The organism is Bradyrhizobium sp. 62B, from assembly GCF_030272265.2.
GTDB lineage: Bacteria > Pseudomonadota > Alphaproteobacteria > Rhizobiales > Xanthobacteraceae > Bradyrhizobium.
Genome location: NZ_CP092841.2, coordinates 2,363,502 through 2,389,476, shown reverse-complemented (window position 1 = coordinate 2,389,476; position 25,975 = coordinate 2,363,502). Strand labels below are relative to the sequence as shown.

Below are 25,975 nucleotides of genomic sequence, written 5' to 3'. Positions count from 1 at the left end.
GCACCAATCATCTGGTTCATCAAAGCATACCGTGCTACCGCCTGACCAGATGTCAGCACCAATTTTTGCGCGAGCGCCCGAAAATCTGTCTGCCTACCCCATCACCCCGCCCCGCCTGATCAGTTCCTTGCCGACCGCAGCGAGGTGCACCTGGTCCGGGCCGTCGCCGATGCGGATGAAGCGGGCGTAGACGTAGGCGCGGGCGAGGAAGGTGTCCTGCGAGACGCCGGCGGCGCCGTGGATCTGGATGGCGCGGTCGATGACGCGGGCGGCCATGCCGGGCACGACGATCTTGGCGGCGGCGATCAGGTCGCGCGCGGCCTTGTTGCCTTCGCGGTCCATCTTGTCGGCGGCCTGCAGCGTCAGCAGGCGCGCCTGCGCGATCTCGCAGAAGGAGTGTGCGATGTCCTCGCGCACCGAGCCCTGCTCGGCCAGCGGCTTGCCGAAGGCGACACGCGACACCGCGCGCTGGCACATCAATTCCAGCGCGCGCTGGGCACAGCCGATCAGCCGCATGCAATGGTGGATGCGGCCGGGACCGAGCCGGCCCTGCGCGATCTCGAAGCCGCGGCCCTCGCCGAGCAGGATGTTTTCGGCGGGCACGCGGACGTTGTCGTAAGAAATCTCGGGGTGGCCGCTGGGGGCATCGTCATAGCCGTAGGTCAGCATGTCGCGGACGACGCGCACGCCCGGCGTGTTCCGGGGCACCAGGATCATGGATTGCTGGCGGTGGCGGTCGGGGTCATCAGGGGCGGTCTTGCCCATCACGATCAGGATCTCGCAATCCTCGTTCATCGCGCCTGACGTGAACCACTTCCGGCCGTTGATGACGTAGTCGTCGCCGTCGCGCGTGATGGCGCACTGGATGTTGGTGGCGTCGCTGGATGCGACCTGCGGCTCCGTCATCGAGAAGCCGGAGCGGATGCGCCCTTCCAGCAGCGGCTTCAGCCAGCGCTCCTGCTGCGCTTTGGTGCCGTAGCTTGCCAGCACCTCCATGTTGCCGACGTCGGGCGCCGAGCAGTTGAAGATTTCGGGCGCCCAGAGGATGCGGCCCATGATCTCCTTCACGGGCGCGTATTCGAGATTGGTCAGGCCCGGTCCGTGCTCACCTGACAGGAACAGGTTCCAGAGCCCCTGCTCGCGCGCCATCTTCTTCAGATCCTGCAGCACCGGCGGCGTCCTGTAGCGCGCAGCTTCCGGCTTCACCTGCTCGTAATAGAGCTCCTCGACCGGCTCGACATGCGTCCGCATGAACTGCCGAACGCGCTCCTGCAGCTCCAGCGAACGGGCGGAGTGTTGAAAGTCCATGGTGGTCTCCTCTTTCCTTCTCTTGCGGGAGAAGGTGGCGCGATGCGCCGGATGAGGGATTCTCTCCGCTAGCGATACCGTTCGTGAGGATAGATACCCCTCACCCGGCTCGGATCTTCGATGCGATCCACCCTCTCCCGCAAGGGGAGAGGGTACAGCGCCCGTGGGCCGCTATCTCGACCCTCACGTCCCCTTCAAGAGCTCGCTCGCCACCACCCAGTCGTTGCCGTCGAACTGCAGCATGTAACCGTCCTTGATCGGGCGGAAATCCTGCGGCGTGGTGTTCAGCGTAATGCCGGGCATCAGCAGCGACAGCGGCACGTTCTTCAAATTCGCGGCCTGCGCCATGATGTTCTCGCGCGTCAGATTGTCCTTGCATTGTTTCAGCAGCACCACGAGGGCCTCGGCGACGGTGTAGCCGTAAAGACCGGCGACGTTGTTGACGTCGGCATTGGGCAGGCGCTTCTTCATGAAGTCGATATAGGCCGTCATCGCCGGATCGTCCTTCGGCTGCTCGACGAAGGGCTTGAGCGAACCGAGCGACAGCACGCCCTTGCCGGCATCGAGCCCCGCAGGCACCATCACGGTCGCCTTGTTGGCGCAGCCGCTGGCGAGGAAGCGCGTCGGCTGCCAGCCGACCTCGTGCGCTTTCCGGATCGCCTGCGCGCAGGCGCGCGGCGTCACCGAATAGATCATGAAGACGTCCGCCTTGGTGTTCGCCAGCGTCAGCACCTGGGAATCGACGGTGGGGTCGGTGACCTCGAAGCTCGAGGCCATCGCGATCGCCTTGTCGGCATCGGCGCCGAGCGCCTCCTTGACGCCGCGCAGATATTCCTTGCCGGCATCATCGTTCTGATAGAGCACAGCGAAGCGCGCATTCGGGTTCTTGGCGCGGGCATAGGCGACGTCGATCGCGGCCTCGCTGGTGTAGTTCGGGGCCCAGGGCAGCGCCATCGACCACGGCATGTTGGCGGGATCGTTCCACTTCGAGGCCGAGCTGATCAAGAACAGCTGCGGCACCTTGTTGCTGTTGAGATATTTTGCGATCGCCGAGCTCGGCGCCGTGCCCATGGTCGCGAAGATGAAGGCGACGCCGTCGCCCTCGACGAGGCGACGCGCCGCCTCCATGGTCTTGGGCGGCGAGAATGCGTCGTCCAGCGAGATCAGATTGAGCTTGCGGCCATTGACCCCGCCCTTCTCGTTGACCTCGTCGAAATAGGCCGCAATGACCCTGCCCGTGATGCTGAGCGGCGAAGCCGGCCCGCTATAGGGCATGGTGTTGCCGATCTTGATCTCGGTGTCGCTGACACCGGGACCATAGGATTTTTGCGCGGAGACAGGCGTCGACAGGCAGGCGGCAGCCAATGCTGCGGCCAGGACCAAGGCAGCTTTCATGGTTTCTCCCCGATGATCATCGTCCGCGCGAAGAGGCGCGCGGCGTGCTGCTTTATAGTCAGCACGTCAGATCAGCGGAGTTCCGCCAGACGGTCTTGCGTCGAGTTGCTGATGATGCGTTCGCACCATGAGGCGGCGCTTCACCTCTCCCATCGGTGAGAGACAAACCAAACTCTTGGCCGCGTAGCGATTCAGTTTGCTCTCATTTCGCCTAGCGGCGCTGCTTCAGGCTGAGGCCAAGGCTGACCCAGCCGGCACCCGCCATGATCAGGTCGATGCCGAGAAACAGGCCGAGAACGTAGACGCTGTTCACCGGCCAGCGCGCCAGGATCAGCAGCCCGAGCAGCAGGGTGACGACCGCCGACAGCGCCACCCAGACCCACGGGCTTTCCCGCTTCATGCTGAAGGCGAGGAACAGCCTGACTGCCCCGGAGGCCAGCAGCGAGGCGCCGAGGAACAGCGTCAGCAGAACCGCGGCAAAGAGCGGGTTCTCGAAGGTGAGGAAGCCGGCGATGATGTAGAGCACGCCCAGCAAGGCCCAGATCAGAAACTTGCCCCAGGTCTTCATCTGGAAGGCGCCTATGACCTCGGTCACGCCGGCGACGATCATCATCGCGCCGACAACGATCACGCTCGCCACCGTCGCCATCACCATGCTGCCGAGCGCGACGAAGCCGGCGATGAGGTACACGACGCCAAGCGCAACGATCCAGCCCCATTTGCCATGGAGCGCCGAGATACCCGAGCCGAGACTGGAAGGATGAGATGCATCTGAAGCACTGGTCATGGGCCACTCCTGCATGCGAAGCCCGGGGCACACGCCAGGATAGCACGCGCCGCACCGGGACCACAGCGACCAGAGCAGCCCTCACCTGCTGCAACGTTGACACAAATCAAGATCGAGCGGGCAGCTTCAGCCCTGCGAGCGCTCCATCTCCAGTTCGGCCTTGAGATTGTCGAGATCGCGATAAATTGAAGCGACCGCGAGCACGCGGCCGTCCTTGCGGTACTTCAGCAGGCAGTCCTTTCCGGAAATGCTGCCGTCGATGGCGATGTCGTCGAAGCTCTCGGCGTGGCCGACATAGTTGATCGGCACGTCGTAGTGCTGGCTCCAGAAGAACGGCACGGCGTCGAAGCGCTCGCGCCTGCCGAGCATGTTGCGCGCCGCGGTCTGGCCTTGCCGCTCCGCCACCACCCAATGCTCGACGCGGACGGTCTGCCGGGAATGCGGATCGGGCCAGCGCGCGATGTCGCCGGCCGCGAAGATGCCCGCGACGCTGGTCTCCAGATATTCGCTGACGCTGACGCCACGATCGGCCGCCAGTCCCGCCTGCTCGGCAAGCGCGAGACGCGGCTTGACGCCGATGCCGACGACAACGAGGTCAGCCTCGATGACCGCGCCGCTCTTCAGCGTCGCACGCATGCCGTCGAGCTTCTCCACCGTGTCCTTCAGGTGAAAGATGACACCGTTCTCCTCATGCAGGGAGCGGACGAAATCGCCCATCTCGGCGCCCAGCACCTTCTGCATCGGCCGCTCGTCAGGCGCGACGACATGCACCTCGATCTTGCGCGCCCGCAAGGAGGCCGCGACCTCGAGGCCGATGAAGCTGGCGCCGATCACCAGCGCACGCCTGGCACTGCCTGCAGCCTTGATGATGGCGCGGCTGTCTGCGAGGGAGCGCAAGGTGTGAACATGCGGCTGGTCCGCGCCCGGAATCCGTAGCTTGACCGGCTCGGCGCCGGTCGCGAGCAGCAGCCGGTCGAACGGCAGCTTGTCGCCATTGCCGAGCGTGACGCTGCGCGACTTGACATCGATGGCGGCGACCTCGGTGTTGAGCCTGAGATCGATGCCTGCATCTCCATAATAGTCCTCGCCGCGCAGCGGCAGCCAATCCTCCGGCGCGTTACCCGCAAGGTAATCCTTGGAGAGGTTCGGCCGGTCGACCGGCATCGCGCCGTCATTGCTGAGCATGGTGATGGCGCCGGCAAAGCCCTCGCGCCGGAGCGTCTCGGCGGCGGTGAAGCCGGCGGCACCGCCGCCGACAATGACGAATTTTTCCCGAGCGGGCGCACTGCGATGTGCGGCCGACGGCTTCGGGGCCTCGCGCTTGCGCCGGACGATGATGTTGTCGCGATCGCGCTCGACCTCCCAGACCGCCAGCGCGTTCAAAGCCGGCGGACGGCTGGCTTCACCCGTGCGCAAGGAGAAGCAGGCATGATGCCAGGGGCAGCGGATGGTATCGCCCACCACGAGGCCCTCGGCGAGCGGGCCGTGATAATGGCTGCAGGCCGGCTCGATCGCAAAGATCTCGCCGCCGGCCTGCACCAGCAGGACGTCGTCCTCCCCGACATGACCGAGCAATTTGCCGTCCTTGAACGCGGTCAGCGGCACGCCCTTGCTCAGGTCCGGTCCGCTCGGCTTTTTGTCCTCGGCCATGGCAACGCCTCCTTCATGCGCGCGGATCAATCGTTCGAATTGGCGAGCCCCAGCAATTCCTGGCGCGTCAGCGCATTGTCGCGGAACACGCCCAGCATGCGGCTGGTGACGAGATCGGTGCCGGGCTTGTGCGCGCCGCGCGTGGTCATGCAATGATGCGTCGCCTTGATGATGACGCCGACACCTTCGGGCTTGAGCACGTCGTTGATGGTGTTGGCGATCTGCGCGGTCATCTTCTCCTGGATCTGGAGCCGCTTGGCGTAGACGTCGACCACGCGCGCGAGCTTGGAGATGCCGACGACGCGCCCCTGCGGGATATAGGCCACCCAGGCGCGGCCGACGATCGGCGCCATGTGGTGCTCGCAATGGCTCTCGAAGCGAACGCCGCGCAGCACGATCATCTCGTCATAGCCTTCGATCTCCTCGAAGGTCTTTTGCAGGATTTCGGTCGGGTCCTGCGCGTATCCGGAAAAATACTCCTCGAAAGCCCGCGCAACGCGATCAGGGGTCTCGCGCAGACCATCGCGCGCGGGATCATCGCCGGCCCAGCGGATCATGGTCCGGATCGCCTGCTCGACTTCCGCCCTGTCGGGCCGTTCGACCGGCGCCTGCGCCACCGCGACCCGTTCCAGCTTACGCACGTGCGACTTCATCGAGATCCTCCCCTGCAGCGAGCCCGGATCCAGAAGCGGGCCCACAGCTTGGACGGCTGCGATCGGAAAAGGTTCCCGCAGATCAGGGAAATTTGGGAAGGGGACGGCGGTCAGGCGGATTGCGAGGTGGACGCCTTCCGCACGTCGACCACGGCCTGCGCCCATTCGGCCGGGCGCTCCTGCGGCAGATTATGGCCGGCGCCAGCGAACACGCGCCGCTCGAAGAAGGCCTCGAACTTGCGGGCGTGATGGGCCGTGCCGGGATTGACGCCGTCGCTGTCGCCGTCGATCGCAATCGTGGGGACGCGGATTGCCGGCTGCGCGGCGAGCTTCGCCTCGATGTCCGCATAGGCGGGATCGCCCGCGACCAGCGCGTAACGGTGGCGATAGGAATGGATCACGACGTCGACGAAATCAGGATTGTCGAACGACGCCGCGCTGGTCTCGAACGTGGCATCGTCGAAGCTCCATGTCGGCGACCACATGGCCCAGAGCTGACGCGCAAAGCCGCGCCGGTTGCGCTCCAGCGCGCGGTGACCGCGCTCATTGTGGAAGAGATATTGATACCACAGCGCCGCTTCTTCCGGCGGCGAGGCCGGCTCCATGGCGCGGGCGATGTTCTGGATGTTGTAGGAATTGCCGGAGACCAACCCGATCACGCGCTCGGGATGGAGCGCCGAGACCACGCAGGCCGCGCGCCCGCCCCAATCGTAGCCGCCGACAACCGCGCGTTCGATACCAAGCGCATCCATGAAGGCCAGGAGATCGGCGCCGAGCGCCGCCTGCTCGCCGGAGCGCAGCGTGTCGGGAGAGCGAAACCGCGTCGGCCCGTAGCCGCGCAGCCAGGGCACCAGCACCCGCGCGCCGGCCTCGGCGATGACAGGCGCCGTCTCGGCATAGGCGTTCACATCGTAGGGAAAGCCGTGGCCCATGATGCAGGGCCAGCCGTCGGGCGCACCGTATTCGCGATAGGCGATGTCGAGGATGTCCGTGGTGACGGTTTTTTGTTGCATGGTTTGCTCACGGAGCTTGCGGGGGCGTAGCCCGGATGAAGCACCCCTACTTCTGCGGTCCCGACAGCGAGATGTCGCGCTCGGCACGGAACACGTTGCTGTAGAGATTGGCGATCCACTGCCGGCCGATCTCGGTCTTGTTGAGATAGCCGATCTCGGTCTGGATGTACGGTGCGACGCTGTTCCAATAGAACTGTGGATAGCGGTTCACGATATCGGCGGGCGAATCGTAGCCGAGTTGGCGGTTGATGCCGACCTCCTCGAACTCGTAGTAGAGCGCGTTGGCCTTGCGCAGATAGTTGGGATCGCCGAGCTGGCCGATGAAGTCGGCGGCGCGCAGGATCGAGGCTTCGTCGTCATATTCCTGCCCTTCGCGCGCCGGGAAGCGTGTGCCCTCGATGGCGCGGGCAACGCGCTCCGGATCGACTCCGGGAATATGCCGCAACCGCCGAGTCACATACAGCTTCGAACGATCGACGTGATACATCATCAGGCTGGCATCCGATGCACCGCGCGGCAGCGAGATCTTGGTGTCGGCCGCGTCGATCACGAAGCCCTCGGCATCGTCCTCCTCGAACAGTCCGCGCACATAACCGATGTCGTGGGCGAGGCAGGCGATCAGCACGTGGACGTAATCCTCGGCCGACAGATGGGCATGAAGGCTTCGGCCGCCGAGGATCGCCTGGGCCGCCAGCGTCACCAGCATCGTATGCTCGATATTGTGATAGAGCGCATCGCTGTTGCCGATACATTCCATCGCGGTGCGGGTCGCGCTCTCGACGATATTGGCAGAAGTCTCATCGTACCGGCGACGCATGAACTTACCGAGAAAGTTCTCGAGGGATTCAGCCGCTAGTCTCGGTAAGGTTATCATGGATGCAGCCCCGTCCGCCGCTGGTGTCCCATGCCATCTCCCGAAGTCTCTATTGTTCTCGACGCGACGCCAGCATAGCCCATCTTGGGCCGAGTAACCAAATGCTGGAACGAGAACACGAAAAAATGTTGCAGTTGTGCTGTGCGACATCACGGTTGCGCTAACGTCTCGCTACACCCCGGGAGCGGGCTGCGGGACGGTGATCGCGGTCATTCCACCAGCAACACGTCGACGGCGACGCCGAGCTTCTGCTTGGGCGAGCCGACGATGATGCCGTCGATCGGCGAGACGTCGGAGAAGTCGCGCCCGACGGCGAGCACGATATGGTCGTTGCCGATCAAGAGGTCGTTGGTCGGGTCGAAATCCACCCAGCCCAGCACCGCACCGCACCACAGCGAGACCCAGGCGTGGGTGGCGTCGGCGCCCTGCAGGCGCGGCTGGCCCGGCGGCGGAATGGTGCGCAGATAGCCGCTGACATAGGCCGCCGGCAGACCGAGCCCGCGCAGCCCTGCGATCATCACATGGGCAAAATCCTGACAGACGCCGTGGCGCTTGTCGAAGACCTCGGTCAGCGGCGTCGAGATCACCGTCGCCTTCGGGTCGTAACGAAATTCGCCGCGGATGCGGTGCATCAGATCGACGGCACATTCGAGGATGGCCGCGCCGGGCGGAAAGCTTTCCGCCGCATAAGCGCTGACTGGACGGAGCACCGGCACCAGCGGGCTCGCAAAGACATAACCGATCGGAGAGGACGGCCCGAGGCTGGTCGCCTCGAAGGCAATGTCGCGAATGCTCTCCCAGGCGGGGCTCGCTGCATCGCGCGCCGGCGGCTGCCGCGAGACAGAGACACGCGACCGTGAATCGATCCGCAGATTGCGATGCGCGGCTTCGATCACCACGCTCTCGGTCAGCGTGCCGAAGAAATCGCGCCGCACATTGCGCTCGGCAGGACGCGGACGGATCTCGACACTGTGGGAGATCAGCTCCTGGCCGGCGCCGCTTCTGGGCTCGAGCCGCAGCGTGCAGCGGGCGAAGCTGACCGGACTCTCGTATTCGTAGGTGGTGACGTGACGAATGTCGTAGATCACGCCAGCCCCGTCAGCTTTTCCGGCCGGGCGGCATTGGGGCCATGCGGGAAGTAGTGCTGTCCGATCGCATCCGCAAGGCTGAGCAGGTCCTGCTCCAGCGCGAACAGCGTCTTGACCTCGAGCTTCTCGGCCTCCGCCGTCGCAAGCATCGCCTGCATCGCCACCGCCAGCCGCTCCGGCTTCTCGATCAGGCCGTGCTCCCTCAGGCTCGGCAGCGCGGCGATGTGCTCGTTCAGCGTCGTCACCTGGAACGCCACCGACCGCGGATTGTAGCCGTCGAGCACGGCGAGGTCGCGCACCGGCGCCAGGATCGGCGCCAGCAGATAACGCGAGCGGTAGGTGATCTGGCAATCCACCAGGGTGAGCAGGATGTCGAGGTCCTCGTCGCCGGCCTCGTCATAGGCGAATTGGCGCGTGAAGCGCGTGGTGTTGATGGCGCGCTCGGTGCGGCGGCCGATGTCGAGGAAGCGCCAGCCGGCGGCGCGGTTCATGTTCTCCTGCGCGAGGCCAGCGAAGCTCGCGAGCTCCTGCAAGGTCAGCTCGGCCGCGCTCAGCACGCTGTCGTCGTCCTCGACTTCGTACGCCAGACGCTCGGCCATCTCGGTGATGACCTGCCAGGCATCGGGCGACAGCCGCTCGCGCAGGGAGGTCGCCGTGCGCTGCGCCGCGCGGACCAGTGACAGGGCCGAGCCGAAACGATCAGGGCTCTGCAGCGCTTCCGCCACGATGCGCCCGGACGCGGTGCGCGATGTCTGCGAGACCGCGCCCCAGGCCACCAGCAGGCGCTGGATGCGCTCGGCCGATTGCAGCGAGGCCGCGGTGCCCTTGTTGGGTCCGCTCGGCGAGCCCAAAGCGCGCACCAGGCGCAGCGTCGCCTCGGCGCGTTCGAGATAACGGCCGAGCCAGAACAGATTGTCGGCGGCCCGGCTCGGCAGCACGCCGGCGATGCGGCGGATGCGAACCTTGTCGGTCGCCGGCAGCAAGGTCGCGGTCGAGACCTGCTTGTCGGAGACGATCCAGACGTCGGCGGCGCGCGCACCGTCGCCCATCGACACCGCGCGCGCATCCGGCTGTTCGGCGATGCGGCAGAAGCCGCCGGGCATGATGGCCCAGCCGTCGGGCGTTGCGGCGGCGAACACGCGCAGCACGAAAGGACGCGGCGTGATCTGGCCCTGCTCCCACACCGGCATGGTCGAAAGCCGCACCACCTCCTGGCCGACATAGTCCATGCCGCGCGTGGTGATGGCGTCGACCAGGCGCTGGCGATCGCTTGCATCGAGCTCGCTCGCGAGCACCGGCCCTGCGCGGTCGAAACCGGGTACGCCACGCCGATAGGCGCCTTCGATCGCGACCTCGTCGAGCCGCGCCAGCACCTCCTCGCGCGCGCTGCGCTGGCCGCACCACCAGGTCGCGATATGCGGCATCTTCAGCTCTTCGCCGAGCAGGCGCCGGCTCAGCGCCGGCAGGAAGCCGAGCAGCGCCCGCGCCTCCAGGACGCCCGAACCCGGCATGTTGGCGACGACGACGCCGTCCTTGCGCAGCACGTCGATCAGGCCGGGCACGCCGAGATGCGAGGACGCATCGAGCTCGAGCGGATCGAGCGAATTGGAATCGACGCGGCGTAAGAGCACGTCGAGCCGCTTGAGGCCGGCAACGGTGCGGATGTGGATGCGGTTGTCGCTGACGGCGAGATCGTCGCCCTCGACCAGGAGGAAGCCGAGATAGCGCGCCAGCGTGGCGTGCTCGAAATAGGTCTCGCTGAAGCTGCCGGGGGTGAGCACGCCGATGCGCGGCTCGTCGCGGTCGGCGCGTGCGCGAAGAGAGTCGCGAAAGGCCTCGAAGAACGGCGCGACGCGCGGCACGTTCATCGACTTGTAGAGGTCGGAGAAGGCGCGCGACAGCACCAGGCGGTTCTCCAGCGCGTAGCCCGCGCCTGATGGGGCCTGGGTGCGATCGCCGAGCACCCACCAGCGGCCGTCGGGACCGCGGCCGACATCGGCGGCATAGAGCGAGAGATAGCGCCCACCCGGCGGCGGCACGCCACAGACGGGGCGGAGGTATTCCGGGCTGCCGGCGATCGCGGCCGCGGGCAGCGCCCCCTCGGCGACCAGCCGGCCCTCGCCATAGATATCGGCCAGCACGCGCTCGAGCAGCTCGGCGCGCTGGGTGATGCCGGCGCAAAGCTGCCGCCAGTCGGTCTCGTCGATCAGGAGCGGCAGATGGCTGATCGCCCAGGGCCGGTCGGCGCTGTCGCCGGGGGCGCGGTAGGTGACGCCGGCCTCGCGGAGGTGGCGGTCGGCCATGCCGAATCGCCGCTCGATCTCGTCGGGCGCGAGCGCGCCGAAGGCGTCGAAGAAGCGGCTCCAGACCCCGCGCGGGGCGCCGTCCGACCCCAAGAACTCGTCGGGAATGCCGGGCAGCCGGCGATAGTCGCGGACCCATTGCGCGAGGCGGCGCTGGCTCTCACGTTGGCCATCACGTTGACTTGGCGCCCTACCCGCCTTGTCGTTCTCTTCGGCTGCGCCCTCGGCCATGCGCCTCTCCCTGCCCCACCATCATACTCATTGCAGGAGCGGAGTCCGCAAGTCGAGGGTCAGCGGGAACTCATTTGTGCGTTCCTCGGGCGGCGGCTGGACCGGTCCCGGGGTATGGCCGTGGTCCTGGAAGCGCGCCAGCCGCCGCGCCTCGGCCTCATAGGTGTTGACCGGCTTGGTATCGTAGCTTCGCCCGCCCGGATGGGCGACGTGGTAGACGCAGCCGCCGAGCGAGCGGCCGTTCCAGGTATCAATAAGGTCAAACGTCAGCGGTGCGTGGACCGGGATGGTCGGGTGCAGGCCGGAGGCCGGCTGCCAGGCCTTGAAGCGGACGCCGGCGACGGCCTCGGCCGAGCGGCCGGTCGAGGTCATGGGCAGGCGGCGGCCGTTGCAGGTGACGATGTGGCGGCCCTCGACGAAGCCCTCCGCCTTGACCTGAAGCCGCTCGACCGAGCTATCGACATAGCGCACGGTGCCGCCGGCCGAACCCTCCTCGCCCAGCACGTGCCAGGGCTCCAGCGCCTGGCGCAATTCCAGCGTGACGCCGCCGTGATGGACGCGGCCGAAGGCGGGAAAGCGGAATTCGAGCTGGGCCAGATACCATTCCGGCTCGAAGGGGTAGCCGAACTGCTTGAGCTCGCCGAGCACGTCGAGGAAATCTTCCCAGATGAAATGCGGCAGCATGAAGCGGTCATGCAGCGCGGTGCCCCAGCGCACGAACTTGCCAGCTTGCGGCTCGCGCCACATCTTCGCGATCAGCGCGCGGATCAATAGCTGCTGCGCCAGCGACATGCGCGGATCGGGCGGCATTTCGAGCGCGCGGAATTCGACGAGGCCGAGCCGGCCCGTCGGCCCCTCCGGCGAATAGAGCTTGTCGATGCAGATCTCGGCGCGGTGGGTGTTGCCGGTGATGTCGACCAGCAGGTGGCGGAACAGGCGGTCCACCAGCCACAGCGGCGTCTGGTACCCCGGCGGCGGCACGTGCGAGAGCGCGATTTCGAGCTCGTAGATGCTGTCGTGGCGGGCTTCGTCGATGCGCGGCGCCTGGCTGGTCGGGCCGATGAACAGGCCGGAGAAGAAATAGGACAACGAGGGATGCCGCTGCCAATACAGCACGAGACTCCTCAGCAGATCCGGCCGGCGCAGGAACGGCGAGTCCTGCGGGCTTGAGCCGCCGATCACGACATGGTTGCCGCCGCCGGTGCCGGTGTGGCGGCCGTCGACCAGGAAACGGTTGGCGCCGAGACGCACCTTGCCGGCGTCTTCATAGAGACCGGAGGTGATCTCGACCGCTTCGCGCCAATTCTTCGCCGGCTGGATGTTGATCTCGATCACGCCGGGATCGGGCGTCACCTTGATCACCTCGATGCGCGGATCGAACGGCGGCGGATAGCCTTCGACGTGAACCGGGAGCTGCATCTCCTCGGCGGTGGCTTCGAGCACGGCGACCAGTTCGAGATAATCCTCGATGCGCTCGACCGGCGGCATGAACGCGCAGATGACGCCATCGCGGACTTCCACCGACATCGCGGTGCGCACCGGGACGGCCGTGTTGAGGTTTTCAGGGGCGGCCCGCGGTGGTGATTCCGGACGCGCCGCAAGCGTGAACACCGGCAGCTTGCCGCGGGCCTCCATCGGGTCCTGCTCGACGATGTAGGGATATTGGTTCGGCGGGACGTAGCCGAGCGAGCCGATCGGCAGGCGCAAGCCCAACGGTGAATCGCCCGGCATCAGGAACAGATGATTGCGCCGCAATTGCCAGCGCTCGCTGCGCCAGCGCGGCGGCGCGTTCCAGCGCTGCACCGGCAGCACGAAGCCGCGCGGCGTGTTGAGGCCCTCGTCGAACACGCGCGCCATCCGTGCGCGCGCTTCCGGATCGGACAATTTGGAGTCGGAGGGATCGACATTGAAAGGAAGCTCGGCCTCCTTCTGCAGCCAGTAGGCGGTGTCCTCATAGGCCGGCATGATGTAGCCGGGATCGAGGCCGAGCCGGGCCGCGGTGCCTTCCATGAAGGCCTCGGCGTCTTTCACCTCCGCGCGGCGCGGATGTTCGATCCTGGCGATCAGGTCCGCATTCTTCCAGATCGGCACGCCGTCCTTGCGCCAGTACAGGCCGAAGGCCCAGCGCGGCAGGCTCTCGCCCGGATACCATTTGCCCTGGCCGTAATGCAGCAGACCGCCGGGCGCGAAGCGCGTGCGCAAGCGGCGGATCAGATCATCGCCGAGCGCGCGCTTGGTCGGGCCGACGGCTTCCGTATTCCACTCCGCAGCTTCGAGATCGTCGACCGAGACGAAGGTCGGCTCGCCGCCCATGGTGAGCCGCACATCGGCGCTCGCGAGATCACCGTCGACCTGCTCGCCGAGATCGTTGAGCCGCGCCCAGGATTCGTCGGAGAACGGCTTTGTGATGCGCGGCGCCTCGCGGATGCGCTTCACGCTCATGTCGAAGGCGAACTCGACCTCGGCAAAGCCGGCGCCGCCCGAAATCGGCGCGGCGGAGCGATAATGCGGCGTGGCGGCAACCGGGATGTGGCCCTCGCCCGCCAGCATGCCGGAGGTCGCATCGAAGCCGATCCAGCCGGCGCCGGGCAGATAGACCTCGACCCAGGCGTGAAGGTCGGTGAAGTCGTTCTCCACCTCCGGCGGGCCCTCGATCGGGTCGATGTCGGGGCGGATCTGGATCAGATAGCCGGAGACGAAGCGCGCGGCGAGCCCGAGATGACGGAAGATCTGGATCAGCAGCCAGGCGGAGTCGCGGCATGATCCCGCACCCGAGGCAAGCGTCTCCTCCGGCGTCTGCACGCCCGGCTCCATCCGGATGATGTAGCGGATCTTCTTCTGCAGCTCGCGATTGAGCTCGACCAGGAAGTTGACGGTGTTCGGAGCGTCCTGCGGGATCGTATCCAGATATTTCGCAAACAGGCGATCGGGCTTGATGGTCTCGAGATAGGGTGCGAGCTCGGTCTTGAGATCCCTGGGATATTCGAACGGAAAGCTGTCGGCATAGGGCTCGACGAAGAAGTCGAACGGGTTGACCGTAGTCATCTGCGCCGTGAAATCGACCTCGATCTTCAATTCGGTCGTCTTCTCCGGGAAGACGTAACGCGCGATCCAATTGCCCAGCGGATCCTGCTGCCAGTTCACGAAATGGTTGGATGGCGTGACCTTGAGCGAATAGCTCAGGATCGGCGTACGCGTATGCGGCGCCGGGCGCAGGCGGATCGTCTGCGGACCAAGGTCAATCGGGCGGTCGTATTTGTAGTGCGTGACATGATGCAAAGCGACGTAGATCGACACGGGGTGCGGTGCTCCAGCAGCTTTTTTGAGCAGAACACCTGATGTGGGTGCGATCAAGCACTAACAACGGGCAGCGGGTGCCTAGGTAAGATGCGGCTGGGTGCTTTCTTCCTTCTTCCCTTGCGGGAGAAGGTGGCATAGGCGGCCTTCAGCCGCCGTTCCTAAGAACGCCGAAGCGAAGCTTCCGCTATGGCGCCGGATGAGGGGACTGTCTCTGCAAACTCGGTGCAGGATCACTTGCGGAGAGAACCCCTCACCTGCCTCGCCGCTACGCGGCGAGCCACCCTCTCCCACAAGGAGGAGGGAAAGACGGCGCCGTCCTCTCCGCGAAAGCCTCACGCCGCCGAGGTCAGCCTTTGCAAAAACTGCGTCACCTCGCGGCGGAGCGTCTCGACTTCGCCGTGGACGCGCTCGGAGGCGCTGTTGACGCGGCTGGCGACGCGGCCGGTATCGGCGGCGGCTTCGCTGATGCCTGTCACGTTGGAGGAGACCTGTGAGGTGCCGGCGGAGGCCTCCTGGACGTTGCGGGCGATCTCGCGGGTCGCGGAGCCCTGCTGCTCGATCGAGGCCGCAATGCTCGCGGTGATGCCGTCGATCTCGGCGATGGTCTGTGCGATCGCCTCGACGGCTGCGACCGAATTGGTCGTCGATTGCTGCATCTCGCCGACCTTGGCGCTGATCTCCTCGGTCGCCTTCGCGGTCTGGTTGGCGAGGCTCTTGACCTCGGAGGCGACGACCGCGAAGCCGCGGCCGGCCTCGCCCGCCCGCGCCGCCTCGATCGTGGCGTTGAGCGCCAGCAGGTTGGTCTGCTCGGCGATCTCGCTGATCAGCTTGACGACGTCGCCGATCCGCAGCGCGGCATCCGCAAGGATGCGGATCTCGCTGCCGGCACGATTGGCCTCATCGACGGCGCGGCCGGTGCTGGTGGTCGAGCCCTCCACCTGGCGGCTGATCTCCGCGATCGAGGATGTGAGTTGCTCCGCGGCGCTCGCCACCGTCGCGACGTTGCTCGAGGCCTGATCGGATGCGTTGCGCATGCCGGAGGTCTGGCGGCTCGTCATCTCCGCCGCGGCCGCCATCTGGCCGGCGTCGGATTCGAGATCTGTCGCGGCGCTCATGAGGCTGCCTGCGACGTCGTCGAGATGCGTGCCGAACTGCTGGGCGAGGCCCGCGATCTCGACCACGCGGCGGCCGAGGCTGTCGGTGCCGGCATTGATCACACTGGCCGAGCGGCGGAACGAGCCGGGCAATCCGCGCGCCAGGATCTTGCGGAAATACTTGCCGCGGCTGGCATAGTCCATCGACGCCGAAGCCTCGCGCACGAAGGCGTCGGTGATGTCGAGCATGTCGTTGACGGATTTCTGGATGGCGCCGATCCGCCCGGCCTGGCGCTCGCTCAGGACCCGCGCTTCGAGATCGCCGCGCGCCGCCTTGCGGCAGACATCTGCAACTTCGTCGACGGCCAGTGCCGCGCGATGCTGGCACCAGAGCCCATAGCCGAGCAGCGCGATCGTCGCGCCGAGCAATGCGGCGCTGGCCACTCCGGTCACACCGATAACAGAGAGAACAAAAGCAACGACGGCAACAACACACGCGAGCGCGGTCGCTCCCTGCGCCTTAGAGAGAGAGCACGAATTCATCGTAACCGACACCGTTTTGCTTGAGCAGTCCGACCATCACGTCGAAGCTCGCACGCATGCCGTCCTTGGCATTGGCGTGGCGCGCCTCTTCGGCGCAGAGCGCCTTGTAGATCGGCTTGATTTTCTCGACCGGCGCCGGATCGGGCCTGCGCCGGTTGGAATGATAGCCGATGATGTTGCCGCGATCGTCAAGCGTCGGGGTGACATGGGCGAACACCCAATAATGGCTGCCATCCCCGGCGAGATTGACGACGTAGGCGAAGATTTCCTGCTTGGCCTGGAGCGTATCCCACAGCAGCTTGAAGACGCAGCGCGGCATGTCGGGATGGCGGATCAGGCTGTGGGGCGCGCCCATCAGCTGCTTCCAGGGATATTTCGCCATGCGCAGAAAGACGTCATTGGCGTAGGTGATGCGTCCCTTGAGATCGGTCTTCGATACGATCAGCTCCTCCTCACCGAGGAGATTCTCCACCCCAGTAGGACGTATCGCTTGCATCGTCTGATCCCTAAACAAAGGCCGGCCCCACCACGCTGTGGAGCCGCATCACGCCCTGTCTACGGCAACAGTGTTAATCAGGTGTAAGCTTGGGAACTTGCGGGCGCGATACGCGCCTCCGTATCATTACTTAGCGAGCGATCGTTGCGTCTGGCGCAATTGCACACGCCGGCGTTATCACTTGATTCAATTGCGACTGCATCGCGATTGCATCCGTGCGTAGCGCGACTACATCGTCGCGCCGAGCACCCAGGGCGCGAACTCGGCGCCGCCGAAATCAAAACTCTCGCTCTTGGTCGGCTGGCCCGAGGCCGTCTTCAGGATGAGGTCGAAGATGCGCTGGCCGCATTCCTGAACGCTCTCCTCTCCTTCGAGGATGGTGCCGCAATTGACATCCATGTCCTCTTCCATGCGCGTGTACATTGGCGTGTTGGTGGCGAGCTTGATCGAGGGCGCCGGCTTGCAGCCGAACACGCTGCCGCGACCGGTCGTGAAGCAGACGAGGTTGGCACCGCCGGCAACCTGGCCGGTCGCCGCGACCGGGTCGTAACCGGGCGTGTCCATGAACACAAAGCCCTTCTTGGTGATGGGCTCGGCATAGCGCAGCACCTCGACGAGATTGGTGGTGCCGGCCTTCGCCATCGCGCCGAGCGACTTCTCCAAAATGGTGGTGAGGCCGCCGGCCTTGTTGCCGGGACTCGGATTGGCGTTCATCTCGGCGCCTTCGCGCGCGGTGTAGTCGTCCCACCAGCGCATGAGATCGACCAGCTTCTCGCCGACCTCGCGGCTGACGGCGCGGCGCGTCAAGAGATGCTCGGCACCGTAGGTTTCCGGCGTCTCCGACAGGATCACGGTGCCGCCGTGGCGCACGATGAGATCGCTGGCCGCACCCAGCGCCGGATTGGCCGACACGCCGGAATAGCCATCTGAACCTCCGCATTGCAGAGCCACGGTGAGTTCGCTTGCCGGCACGGTTTCGCGCCTGACCTTGTTGGAATCCGCCAGCGCCTCGCGCACGAAGGCGATGCCCGCCTCCACCGTCTTGCGGGTACCGCCGACCTCCTGGATGTCCATCGCGCGCAGGCGGCCGGCGAGCTTCTGCTCTTCCATGAGTCCGCCGATCTGGTTCACCTCGCAGCCGAGGCCGAGCACGATGACGTGGGAGAAATTGACGTGCCGCGCATAGCCGCCGAGCGTGCGGCGGAGCAGCGCGAGCGGCTCGTTCTGGGTCATGCCGCAGCCGGTCTTGTGGGTCAGCGCGACCACGCCGTCGACATTAGGGAAATCGGCCAGCGGATTGTCGCCGGTGAAGGGATTCTTCTTGAAGACGTCGGCGACGAGGCTTGCGACATGCGCGCTGCAATTCACCGAGGTGAGGATGCCGATATAGTTGCGGGTGGCGACGCGGCCGTCCGGACGGCGGATGCCTTCGAACGTTGCCGGCAGGTCGAAATTCGGTGTCGGCTTGACGTCGGCGCAGTAGGCATAGTCCTTGGCGAAATCGCCCATGCCGATGTTCTGCACGTGCACGTGCTGGCCCGGTGCGATGGCCTGGGTCGCAAAGCCGATGATCTGGCCGTAGCGGATCACGGGTTCGCCCACAGCGAACGGCTTGATCGCGACCTTGTGGCCGGAGGGAATGCGCTCGACCGTAGTCACGCCGTCGGCCACCAATGTCCCCGGCGGCAGGCTGGCGCGCGCGATCAGCACGCCATCATCTGGATGCAGGCGGATGACGGGGCTGATGGTCATGGGAGGTCTCCTTGGGTCTTCAAGTATCGTGCCCCGGACGCTGCGCAGCGCGACAGCGGTGCGCTGCAGATCCGGGGCCCAGTGTTACGTCATGTGCTTGACAACGACTGGGTCCCGGCTCTGCGGAGCAGCGCTTTGCGCTGCACCGCGTCCGGGACACCCGACGTTAGCTCAGGCCTTGCCGCCGGAATCCTTGCGGGTCGCATTGACCTGCATCTTGGCGTAGGTTGTCATCAGGCCGACCTCATTCGACAGCGTCACCAGCTTGAAGCCCATGTTGATGGCGCGCGCTGCGCCTTCGGCGCCGCTGCAATGGATGCCCGGATTGAGGCCGCGCTTGCCGCACTCCTTGATGATCTTCTCGTAGATCGCGAGGATCTCGGGCTCCGAGCGGTCGAGCTTGGGCTCGAGGCCGTAGGAGAAGCCGAGATCGGACGGGCCGATATAGACGCCGTCGATGCCCTCGACGTCGAGGATCGCTTCCATGTTCTCGACCGCGGTCTTGGTTTCCATCATCGGCAGCAGGATGGTGTCGGCGTTGGCGGTCTTCTGGTAGGAGCCCGCGGTGCCGTACATGCCGGCGCGGATCGGGCCGTTGGAGCGGACGCCCTGCGGCGGATATTTCGAATAGGAGACGAGGTTCCTGGCTTCCTGCGGCGTGTTGACCATCGGGCAGATCACGCCATAGGCGCCGCCGTCGAGCACCTTGCCGATGATGCCGGGCTCGTTCCAGGGCACGCGGACCATCGGGGTGACCGGATGCTTGTCCATCGCCTGGAAGCATTGCACCATCGACAGATAGTCTTGCACGCCATGCTGCATATCGACGGTGACGCTGTCGAAGCCGCATTGCGCGATCATCTCGGCCGAGAAGCCGGAGGGAATAGCCAGCCACGCGTTGACCACGGCCTTGCCCGACTTCCAGATGTCCTTGACCTTATTGCCCACGTTGCTTTCCTTCCCTGTTGCTTTCACTCGCCGCGGATCGGGTTCGGCCGCACTTTGAGCGAAAAAAAGCGTGAATGTCCATGGCTCTCGCCGCGCACGCGCGCATATCTGGGTTCACCCCTCCGCGAGGGTGTCATCCGCGCTTCCGAGCCCGGCAAGACTGTGTTCGAGTTCGCTCAGCATGTCCTGCAATTCGGCGAGCTTGCGTGCGCCAAAGCGTCGCGTGATCTCGGCATAGATCGCCTCGGAATTCGGCGCCACGGCGGCCATCAGCTTCACCCCCTCTTTGGAGATCGAGACCATGCTGCGGCGTTGGTCGGCTTTCGCGATTCTGCGCTCGATCAGATTGCGCGCCTCGAGATCGCGCAGGATGCGTGACAGGCTCGGTCCGAGCAGGAACGCCGTGCGCGCGAGTTCCGTGACCTCGACCGCTTCGATCGCCGCCAGCGCGCGCAGGATACGCCATTGCTGCTCGGTCAAGCCGTGCTCGCGCAGCGAGGGACGAAACTGCCGCATCACCGCCTCGCGGGCCCGCAGCAGCGACATCGGCAGCGAGCGCGAGAAATCACGCATCGGCACCTGGCGTGTGGCGGACACGCTTCCGTTCGCTGGATCAGCCGGTTTCTTCACCATGATGCCCTTTCAAACCGCAGCAAGTTTGCGGTGCAGCAAGCCGAAATGGGGTTTGACGCATTCATTTAACATGTTAAGCATCTCGCGGCACCTCAATTTGTAAGATCACAAATGGCGCTTTCCGACGACGATATCCAAGCCTGCGCGAGGCGTCTGCACCAGGCGGAGAAGACCCGTACGCAGATCCGGCAGCTCTCGCAGGATTTCCCCGGCATTACCATCACTGACGCCTACGCGATTCAAAAGGCCTGGGTCGACGTCAAGATCGCGGAGGGGCGCACCGTCAAGGGCCACAAGATCGGCCTGACCTCGAAGGCGATGCAGAGCGCACTCAACATCGACGAGCCGGATTCGGGCGTGCTGCTCGACGACATGTTCTTTGCCGATGGCGGCTTGGTGCCGACCGAGCGTTTCATCGCGACGCGGGTCGAAGCCGAGCTCGCCTTCGTCATGAGCAAGCGCCTCTCAGGCCCCGACTGCACGCTGTTCGACGTGCTCAACGCCACCGACTTCGTCGTGCCGGCGCTGGAAATCCTCGACACCCGGATCGAGCGCGTCGATCCCACCACGAAAGCGACGCGGAAGATTTTCGACACCATCGCCGACAATGCGGCGAATGCCGGCATCGTGCTCGGCGGCCGGCCGATCCGCCCGCTCGACGCGGACCTGCGCTGGATCGGTGCGCTGTGTTTCAAGAACGGCCAGCTCGAGGAGACCGGCCTTGCCGCCGGCGTGCTCAATCATCCGGCGACCGCCGTGGCGTGGCTCGCCAACAAGATCGCGCCGCTTGGGCTCGCGCTCGAACCGGGCCAAATCGTGCTCGCGGGCTCCTTCATCCGTCCGATCGAGACCCGCAAGGGCGACACAATTCAGGCCGATTATGGCGCCTATGGCTCGGTGAGCTGCTACTTCGCGTAAGGCAACAAGACGACAGGGAGTGAAAACGCGATGCCGCATTTCACGATCGAATATTCGGCCAATCTCGATGGCCGTCTCGACATGAAGCTGGTGTGCGAAGTCGTGCGCAAGGCGGCGGTCGAGACCGGCATCTTCCCGCTCGGCGGCATCCGCGTCCGCGCCATCCGCTGCGAGCATTATGCGATCGCCGACGCCAGGCAGGACTACGGCTTTCTCGACATGGTGCTCCGCATCGGCGAGGGCCGCGACCTCAAGACGCGACAGCAGGCCGGCGAGCACGTCTTCCAGGCGCTCTCGCGCCATCTCGATCCCGTCTTCGCCGCCAGCAAGTTCGCTTTGTCATTCGACATGCAGATCAACGACAAGGACACCAGCTGGAAGCGCAACAACATCCACGACGCCCTGAAAGCGGATGCACAAGCGGGTTGATGTTTTTCGAAGCCGCGGGCGTCCGAGTTCTGTCAAAATGCCAGTGTCGAGAATACCCGACCGCAATTGAATGGGATTTAGCGCAATGACCACCCTCACCGGCGGCGAAGCAATCGTAAGCGGCCTGGTCGCCCACGGCGTCGACACCGTGTTCGGCCTGCCCGGCGCCCAGGTCTACGGCCTGTTCGACGCCTTTCACCAGGCCCAGCTCAAGGTGATCGGCGCGCGGCACGAACAGGCCTGCGGCTACATGGCGTTCGGCTATGCGCGCTCCAGCGGCAGGCCCGGCGTGTTCAGCGTGGTGCCCGGCCCCGGCGTGCTCAATGCCAGTGCGGCGCTGCTCACCGCGTTCGGCTGCAACGAGCCGGTGCTGTGCGTCACCGGCCAGGTGCCGACGCCATTCCTGGGCAAGGGCCGCGGCCATCTGCACGAGATGCCGGACCAGCTCGCGACCTTGCGCACCTATGTGAAATGGGCCGACCGGATCGAATATCCAGCCAACGCACCGACAATCGTGGCGCGCGCCTTCCAGGAGATGAATTCGGGTCGGCGCGGCCCCGCCTCGGTCGAGATGCCCTGGGACGTCTTCACGCAGCGCGCCGCAACTTCGGCGGCCCGGGTGCTGGAGCCGCTGCCCTCCCCGCAACCCGATCCCGATCTGGTCAAGCAGGCGGCGGCGCTGATCAAGGCCAGCAAGGCGCCGATGATCTTCGTCGGCAGCGGCGCGATCGAGGCCGGCGAGGAGATCCTCGAACTCGCCGAGATGATCGATGCGCCCGTCGTCGCCTTCCGCAGCGGGCGCGGCATCGTCTCCAACGCGCATGAGCTCGGCCTGACCATGGCCGCGGCCTACAAGCTGTGGCCCACGACCGATTTGATGATCGCGATCGGCACGCGCGCCGAGCTGCCGGCGTCCGGTTTCCGCTGGCCCTATCAGCCGAGCGGCCTCAAATCCATTCGCATCGACATCGACCCGGCAGAGATGCGCCGTCTCGCCGTCAATACCGCCATCGTCGCCGATGCCAAAGCCGGCACGGCCGACCTGGTCACGGCGGTGAAGAAAGCCGGCTTTGCGCGGACGCGTGGGCGGCGGGAGGAGATCCGCGAGGCCACCGCGGCCGCGCAGGCCGAGATCCAGCGCATCCAGCCGCAGATGGCCTATCTCAACATTTTGCGCGAGGTGCTGCCGGCGAATGCGATCGTGACCGATGAATTGTCGCAGTTCGGCTTCGCCTCCTGGTACGGTTTTCCGATCTACCAGCCGCGCACCTTCATCACGTCGGGCTACCAGGGCACGCTCGGCTCGGGCTTCCCGACCGCGCTTGGCGCCAAGGTCGCCAATCCCGATAAGCCGGTGGTCGCCATCACCGGCGACGGCGGCTTCATGTTCGGCGTGCAGGAGCTTGCCACCGCGGTGCAGTTCAACATCGGCGTGGTGACCTTGGTGTTCAACAACAACGCCTACGGCAATGTCCGCCGCGACCAGCGCGAACGCTTCGACGGCCGCGTGGTGGCATCGGATCTGGTCAATCCGGATTTCGTCAAGCTCGCGGAGTCCTTTGGCGTCGCGGCGGCGCGCGTCACCGCGCCGGACCAGTTCAAGGCGGCGATGGAGAAGGCGCTTAGCCATGGCGGGCCGTATCTGATTTCGGTGGAGGTGACGAGGGATTCCGAAGTCAGCCCGTGGGCGTTCATCCACCCGCCGAAGCCTTGATCTGAGCACCGCCGCCCTGTAGCCGCGCCGCCGCGATCACCAGCACGCCCGCGCCTGCGACCGACCAGCAGGCGACCGGCGCCCAGTGCAGCAGCGGCGCGTATTCGGGCATCTTCTGCAGGCCGCCAGCGACGGCCGCCATGCGCGCGAACGTGCCGAGCGCGAGCGCGGAGAAGACCAGGCCCGTGACCTTGCCCTCGGCGCCGGTCGACCCGATCGCGAGCGCAGCCGAGATCGCGCTCATCAGCATGCAGCCCCATGCGGCGCCGGCGAGAAACTGCGCCGCGATCAGCGTGTTGAGGCTGCCCGCGAGTTCCGCCGCCGCGATCGCGACCGCGCCGAGCAGTCCTGCGGCGCCCATCACGATCAGGCCGCCGCGATGCTTGACGACGAGACTCGCCGGAAACATCGCGATGTTGAAGCCGATCCAGAACACCGGCATGAGCCATTGCAGTTCGCCGGATGCCGCGAACCGCAGATAGGCCGGCGCGCTGTTCATGGCAAAGTGCAACTGGTAACCGAGCGCGAGCGCGACCATCGCGACGATGAAGGCGATCGGCACGAGACCGAGCGGCTTTGCCGCCTCGTCGGGCCTCGGCGGGATGGTGTCGCGCGCCACGTCGTGCTCGATCCGCGACAGCCCGAGTGCCGTGAGCAGCAGCACCACGCTGGAGATGACGAAGGGCAGCCGCGCGTCGTGCTCGCGCAGCACCACGCCGAGATAGGGCGAGACCGCACCGGCGATGCCGTAGCCGAGCATCGCCAGCGCCGCGAGGAACGGCATCTGTGGCTTGGCGCGGTGCTTGCCGAGCAAGGTCAGCGGCGGCGCGCGCAGCGCCGAGGAGGTCGCCGACCAGACCACGATCAGGGCGATGAACCAGCCCTGCGCCGCAGCACCGGCCCCGGCGACGAAGGGCAGCGCCACGAACGCGGCGCAGGAGATCGCGGTGACGATCCCGACGAACAGGCCGAGCCGGCCGACGTAAGGCGAGAGCTTGTCGGCGGCGATTCCCATCGCGGTGTCGGCAATGGTGAAGATGGCCTGATCCAGCATCAAGATGAGGATGACTGCCGACGGCGCGATGCCGACCTCTGCGGCGAGCTTCGGCAGGTAGATGACGTAAGTTGTCCAGCCCAGCGTGAACACCAATTGCAGCGCGGCCAGATAAAGGCCGGTGCGATTAGCCGTCCCGGCACCCGCCGTGTGCTCGATGGTCGTCATGTCAGCCGCCTCCCCCCGGTCCCGAGCTTAGACGAGCCAAACGGGCGAGGAAACGCCTCAGCGCGTTCGGCGGAAGGTCAGATTGATCCGCTTCCGCCCGAGCAACGCATGCTCGCCGTCGGCGAGCGGCGCGACGCCGTGATAGGCGAGCCTGGACGGGCCGCCCCAGACCACGACATCGCCGTGGACCAGCCGGAAACGGCGCGGCCTGTCGGCGCGGGCGAGGCCGCCGAACAGGAAGGTCGCGGGCAGCCCGAGCGAGACCGAGACGATTGGCGCCGAATAATCCAGCTCGTCCTTGTCCTGATGCAGCGACAGCCGCGTGCCGGGCTCGTAGCGGTTGACGAGGCAGGCATCGGGCGCGAAGCCCGTAAAACCGCCCTGCTCCGCCGCGCGGCGAGCGAGATCGCGCAGCACCGGCGGCATCGCCGGCCAGGGCGCGCCGGTTCTGGGATCGATGGGATCGTAGCGATAGCCGGTGTGATCGGTGATCCAGCCACGCTCGCCACAATTGGTCATGGCCACCGACATCAGGTGGCCGCCGGGCGTGGTCATGCGGCGGAACGGCGATTGCGCCACGATGGCGCGCACGGCGTCGATCAGCTCGCTCTCGATCGGCGTGACGAAGCCGCGCAACAGCACGGCGCCGTCCGCGATCTCCTCGCGCGACGGCTGCGCCTCGGCAACGCTGTCGAACAAATCAGCCGTCAATGGCTCCGCTCATTTCGCGTCGTGAAAGATCACACCCAGCGTGTGGCGCTGACCGGACCTGATCCGGCTGACGCCATGGCGCAGATTAACGCGATAGGCGCCGCGTGTCCCCTGCACCGGGCGGTGATGCACAGCGAAGGCGACCGCGTCGCCCTGCGCGAGCGGCACCACCTCTGCGCGCGATTGCATGCGCGGGCGCTGCTCGGTCAGCACGAACTCGCCGCCGGTGAAATCGCGGCCCGGCTCGGACAGCAGGATCGCGACCTGCAGCGGGAACACGTGCTCGCCGTAGAGGTCCTGGTGCAGGCAGTTGAAGTCGCCGGCCTCATATTGCAGCAGCAGCGGCGTCGGCCGCGCTTGCCCCGCCTCGTGGCAACGCTTGAGGAAAGCGGCATGCACGGCGGGATAGCGGATGTCGATCCCCATCGCTTCGTTCCAGCGATTGGCAACGGGTTCCAGATGCGCGTACAGCGCCGGCCGCAATTGCGCGATCAGGTCGGGCAGCGGATAGGAGAAATATTTGTATTCGCCGCGGCCAAAGCCATGGCGGCCCATCACGATGCGGCTGCGGAAATGCGTGTCGTCAGGATAGAGCGCGGCAACGGCGCGGCACTGCTCCGGCGTCAGCAGGTTCTTCAGGACGGCGCAGCCCTGGGAGTCGAGCTCGGCGGTGATTTGAGCCCAGTCGAGGGCATCGACGTGCGATGCAAGATCGGGCGCAGCATCGACATCGGTAATACGTTTCGCGATTGCCATGGCGATGATCCTGTCTCTCCGTCATTCCGGGGCGCGACGAAATCGCGAGCCCGGAATCCATTCCTCCACCGATTTGCTCCACGATGGATTCCGGGTTCGCGCCAAGAGGCGCGCCCCGGAATGACGAAGAGTGTTTGGCAGAACGCAACGGCTACGA

General features: G+C 65.8%; 21 protein-coding genes. 3 read left to right on the top strand and 18 right to left on the bottom strand.

Annotation, left to right across the window (positions count from 1 at the left end):
- Nucleotides 1-93: 93 nt before the first annotated feature.
- The 15 genes from ML401_RS11265 to hpaR all read right to left on the bottom strand — a co-directional run bounded on the left by ML401_RS11265 (nucleotide 94) and on the right by hpaR (nucleotide 20,068).
- Nucleotides 94-1,308, bottom strand: a complete 1,215-nt coding sequence (locus ML401_RS11265) for an acyl-CoA dehydrogenase family protein (protein WP_285811972.1) — start codon at nucleotides 1,306-1,308, stop codon at nucleotides 94-96.
- 183 nt (nucleotides 1,309-1,491) lie between these two features.
- A complete protein-coding gene (locus ML401_RS11260; protein ID WP_212065255.1) occupies nucleotides 1,492-2,703 on the bottom strand; it encodes an ABC transporter substrate-binding protein in 1,212 nt (403 codons plus the stop codon).
- 211 nt (nucleotides 2,704-2,914) lie between these two features.
- Entirely contained in the window at nucleotides 2,915-3,490 is a 576-nt protein-coding gene (locus ML401_RS11255) for an HdeD family acid-resistance protein (protein WP_212065256.1), read from the bottom strand.
- Between the two features lie 126 nt (nucleotides 3,491-3,616).
- The gene (locus ML401_RS11250; protein WP_285811970.1) at nucleotides 3,617-5,140 is read right to left on the bottom strand and encodes an FAD-dependent oxidoreductase; all 1,524 of its coding nucleotides are present in this window, start codon (nucleotides 5,138-5,140) and stop codon (nucleotides 3,617-3,619) included.
- A 26-nt stretch (nucleotides 5,141-5,166) separates the two neighbouring features.
- On the bottom strand, nucleotides 5,167-5,793 hold the full coding sequence (gene folE, locus ML401_RS11245; RefSeq protein WP_194407069.1) for a GTP cyclohydrolase I FolE: 627 nt from the start codon (nucleotides 5,791-5,793) through the stop codon (nucleotides 5,167-5,169).
- Between the two features lie 110 nt (nucleotides 5,794-5,903).
- The gene (locus tag ML401_RS11240) at nucleotides 5,904-6,806 is read right to left on the bottom strand and encodes an alpha/beta fold hydrolase (protein WP_259205252.1); all 903 of its coding nucleotides are present in this window, start codon (nucleotides 6,804-6,806) and stop codon (nucleotides 5,904-5,906) included.
- Nucleotides 6,807-6,852: 46 nt separating this feature from the next.
- Entirely contained in the window at nucleotides 6,853-7,680 is an 828-nt protein-coding gene (locus ML401_RS11235) for an HD domain-containing protein (protein WP_194407067.1), read from the bottom strand.
- A gap of 209 nt (nucleotides 7,681-7,889) precedes the next feature.
- Nucleotides 7,890-8,768 (bottom strand): transglutaminase family protein, encoded by an 879-nt coding sequence (locus ML401_RS11230; protein WP_259205251.1) that lies wholly within the window; start codon nucleotides 8,766-8,768, stop codon nucleotides 7,890-7,892.
- On the bottom strand, nucleotides 8,765-11,302 hold the full coding sequence (locus tag ML401_RS11225) for a circularly permuted type 2 ATP-grasp protein (RefSeq protein ID WP_285811969.1): 2,538 nt from the start codon (nucleotides 11,300-11,302) through the stop codon (nucleotides 8,765-8,767). The genes ML401_RS11230 and ML401_RS11225 overlap by 4 nt, the downstream gene beginning before the upstream one ends.
- Before the next feature lie 27 nt (nucleotides 11,303-11,329).
- The gene (locus ML401_RS11220; protein WP_211417722.1) at nucleotides 11,330-14,599 is read right to left on the bottom strand and encodes a DUF2126 domain-containing protein; all 3,270 of its coding nucleotides are present in this window, start codon (nucleotides 14,597-14,599) and stop codon (nucleotides 11,330-11,332) included.
- A gap of 335 nt (nucleotides 14,600-14,934) precedes the next feature.
- Entirely contained in the window at nucleotides 14,935-16,239 is a 1,305-nt protein-coding gene (locus ML401_RS11215) for a methyl-accepting chemotaxis protein (RefSeq protein ID WP_285811968.1), read from the bottom strand.
- A complete protein-coding gene (locus ML401_RS11210) occupies nucleotides 16,217-16,735 on the bottom strand; it encodes a PAS domain-containing protein (RefSeq protein WP_194407062.1) in 519 nt (172 codons plus the stop codon). The genes ML401_RS11215 and ML401_RS11210 overlap by 23 nt, the downstream gene beginning before the upstream one ends.
- Nucleotides 16,736-16,963: 228 nt before the next feature.
- Nucleotides 16,964-18,487: a UxaA family hydrolase gene (locus ML401_RS11205; protein ID WP_259205246.1), complete on the bottom strand. Its 1,524-nt coding sequence runs from the start codon at nucleotides 18,485-18,487 to the stop codon at nucleotides 16,964-16,966.
- A gap of 171 nt (nucleotides 18,488-18,658) precedes the next feature.
- Nucleotides 18,659-19,435, bottom strand: a complete 777-nt coding sequence (locus ML401_RS11200; RefSeq protein ID WP_194407060.1) for an HpcH/HpaI aldolase/citrate lyase family protein — start codon at nucleotides 19,433-19,435, stop codon at nucleotides 18,659-18,661.
- Nucleotides 19,436-19,549: 114 nt separating this feature from the next.
- Nucleotides 19,550-20,068: a homoprotocatechuate degradation operon regulator HpaR gene (hpaR, locus tag ML401_RS11195; protein WP_194407059.1), complete on the bottom strand. Its 519-nt coding sequence runs from the start codon at nucleotides 20,066-20,068 to the stop codon at nucleotides 19,550-19,552.
- Nucleotides 20,069-20,179: 111 nt separating this feature from the next.
- On the opposite strand from hpaR, the gene hpaH reads away from it, so the two are divergent.
- The 3 genes from hpaH to ML401_RS11180 all read left to right on the top strand — a co-directional run bounded on the left by hpaH (nucleotide 20,180) and on the right by ML401_RS11180 (nucleotide 23,129).
- Complete coding sequence (gene hpaH / locus ML401_RS11190) at nucleotides 20,180-20,986, top strand: 2-oxo-hept-4-ene-1,7-dioate hydratase (protein ID WP_211417725.1); 807 nt, start codon at nucleotides 20,180-20,182, stop codon at nucleotides 20,984-20,986.
- 30 nt (nucleotides 20,987-21,016) lie between these two features.
- Complete coding sequence (locus tag ML401_RS11185) at nucleotides 21,017-21,415, top strand: 5-carboxymethyl-2-hydroxymuconate Delta-isomerase (RefSeq protein ID WP_194407057.1); 399 nt, start codon at nucleotides 21,017-21,019, stop codon at nucleotides 21,413-21,415.
- A gap of 85 nt (nucleotides 21,416-21,500) precedes the next feature.
- Nucleotides 21,501-23,129: a thiamine pyrophosphate-dependent enzyme gene (locus tag ML401_RS11180; protein WP_285811967.1), complete on the top strand. Its 1,629-nt coding sequence runs from the start codon at nucleotides 21,501-21,503 to the stop codon at nucleotides 23,127-23,129.
- Here the strand turns inward: ML401_RS11180 and ML401_RS11175 are convergent.
- From ML401_RS11175 to ML401_RS11165, 3 genes are read right to left on the bottom strand one after another with little or no spacing between them, the layout of a single operon-like run.
- Nucleotides 23,107-24,351, bottom strand: a complete 1,245-nt coding sequence (locus ML401_RS11175) for an MFS transporter (RefSeq protein ID WP_285811966.1) — start codon at nucleotides 24,349-24,351, stop codon at nucleotides 23,107-23,109. The genes ML401_RS11180 and ML401_RS11175 overlap by 23 nt on opposite strands.
- 57 nt (nucleotides 24,352-24,408) lie before the next feature.
- Nucleotides 24,409-25,062 (bottom strand): DNA oxidative demethylase AlkB, encoded by a 654-nt coding sequence (gene alkB, locus ML401_RS11170; protein WP_285811965.1) that lies wholly within the window; start codon nucleotides 25,060-25,062, stop codon nucleotides 24,409-24,411.
- 9 nt (nucleotides 25,063-25,071) lie between these two features.
- The gene (locus ML401_RS11165) at nucleotides 25,072-25,818 is read right to left on the bottom strand and encodes a 2OG-Fe(II) oxygenase (RefSeq protein WP_285811964.1); all 747 of its coding nucleotides are present in this window, start codon (nucleotides 25,816-25,818) and stop codon (nucleotides 25,072-25,074) included.
- Between the last annotated feature and the right edge of the window lie 157 nt (nucleotides 25,819-25,975).

What these genes read in the sequence shown, in the direction of transcription:
- ML401_RS11260 (WP_212065255.1), bottom strand. Translation starts at nt 2,703, where the DNA reads ATGAAAGCTGCCTTGGTCCTGGCCGCAGCATTGGCTGCCGCCTGCCTG.
- hpaH (WP_211417725.1), top strand. Translation starts at nt 20,180, where the DNA reads ATGGCGCTTTCCGACGACGATATCCAAGCCTGCGCGAGGCGTCTGCAC.
- ML401_RS11205 (WP_259205246.1), bottom strand. Translation starts at nt 18,487, where the DNA reads ATGACCATCAGCCCCGTCATCCGCCTGCATCCAGATGATGGCGTGCTG.
- ML401_RS11240 (WP_259205252.1), bottom strand. Translation starts at nt 6,806, where the DNA reads ATGCAACAAAAAACCGTCACCACGGACATCCTCGACATCGCCTATCGC.
- ML401_RS11225 (WP_285811969.1), bottom strand. Translation starts at nt 11,302, where the DNA reads ATGGCCGAGGGCGCAGCCGAAGAGAACGACAAGGCGGGTAGGGCGCCA.
- ML401_RS11255 (WP_212065256.1), bottom strand. Translation starts at nt 3,490, where the DNA reads ATGACCAGTGCTTCAGATGCATCTCATCCTTCCAGTCTCGGCTCGGGT.
- ML401_RS11185 (WP_194407057.1), top strand. Translation starts at nt 21,017, where the DNA reads ATGCCGCATTTCACGATCGAATATTCGGCCAATCTCGATGGCCGTCTC.
- folE (WP_194407069.1), bottom strand. Translation starts at nt 5,793, where the DNA reads ATGAAGTCGCACGTGCGTAAGCTGGAACGGGTCGCGGTGGCGCAGGCG.
- ML401_RS11210 (WP_194407062.1), bottom strand. Translation starts at nt 16,735, where the DNA reads ATGCAAGCGATACGTCCTACTGGGGTGGAGAATCTCCTCGGTGAGGAG.
- ML401_RS11215 (WP_285811968.1), bottom strand. Translation starts at nt 16,239, where the DNA reads ATGAATTCGTGCTCTCTCTCTAAGGCGCAGGGAGCGACCGCGCTCGCG.
- ML401_RS11165 (WP_285811964.1), bottom strand. Translation starts at nt 25,818, where the DNA reads ATGGCAATCGCGAAACGTATTACCGATGTCGATGCTGCGCCCGATCTT.
- ML401_RS11175 (WP_285811966.1), bottom strand. Translation starts at nt 24,351, where the DNA reads ATGACGACCATCGAGCACACGGCGGGTGCCGGGACGGCTAATCGCACC.
- ML401_RS11250 (WP_285811970.1), bottom strand. Translation starts at nt 5,140, where the DNA reads ATGGCCGAGGACAAAAAGCCGAGCGGACCGGACCTGAGCAAGGGCGTG.
- ML401_RS11265 (WP_285811972.1), bottom strand. Translation starts at nt 1,308, where the DNA reads ATGGACTTTCAACACTCCGCCCGTTCGCTGGAGCTGCAGGAGCGCGTT.
- ML401_RS11180 (WP_285811967.1), top strand. Translation starts at nt 21,501, where the DNA reads ATGACCACCCTCACCGGCGGCGAAGCAATCGTAAGCGGCCTGGTCGCC.
- ML401_RS11235 (WP_194407067.1), bottom strand. Translation starts at nt 7,680, where the DNA reads ATGATAACCTTACCGAGACTAGCGGCTGAATCCCTCGAGAACTTTCTC.
- hpaR (WP_194407059.1), bottom strand. Translation starts at nt 20,068, where the DNA reads ATGGTGAAGAAACCGGCTGATCCAGCGAACGGAAGCGTGTCCGCCACA.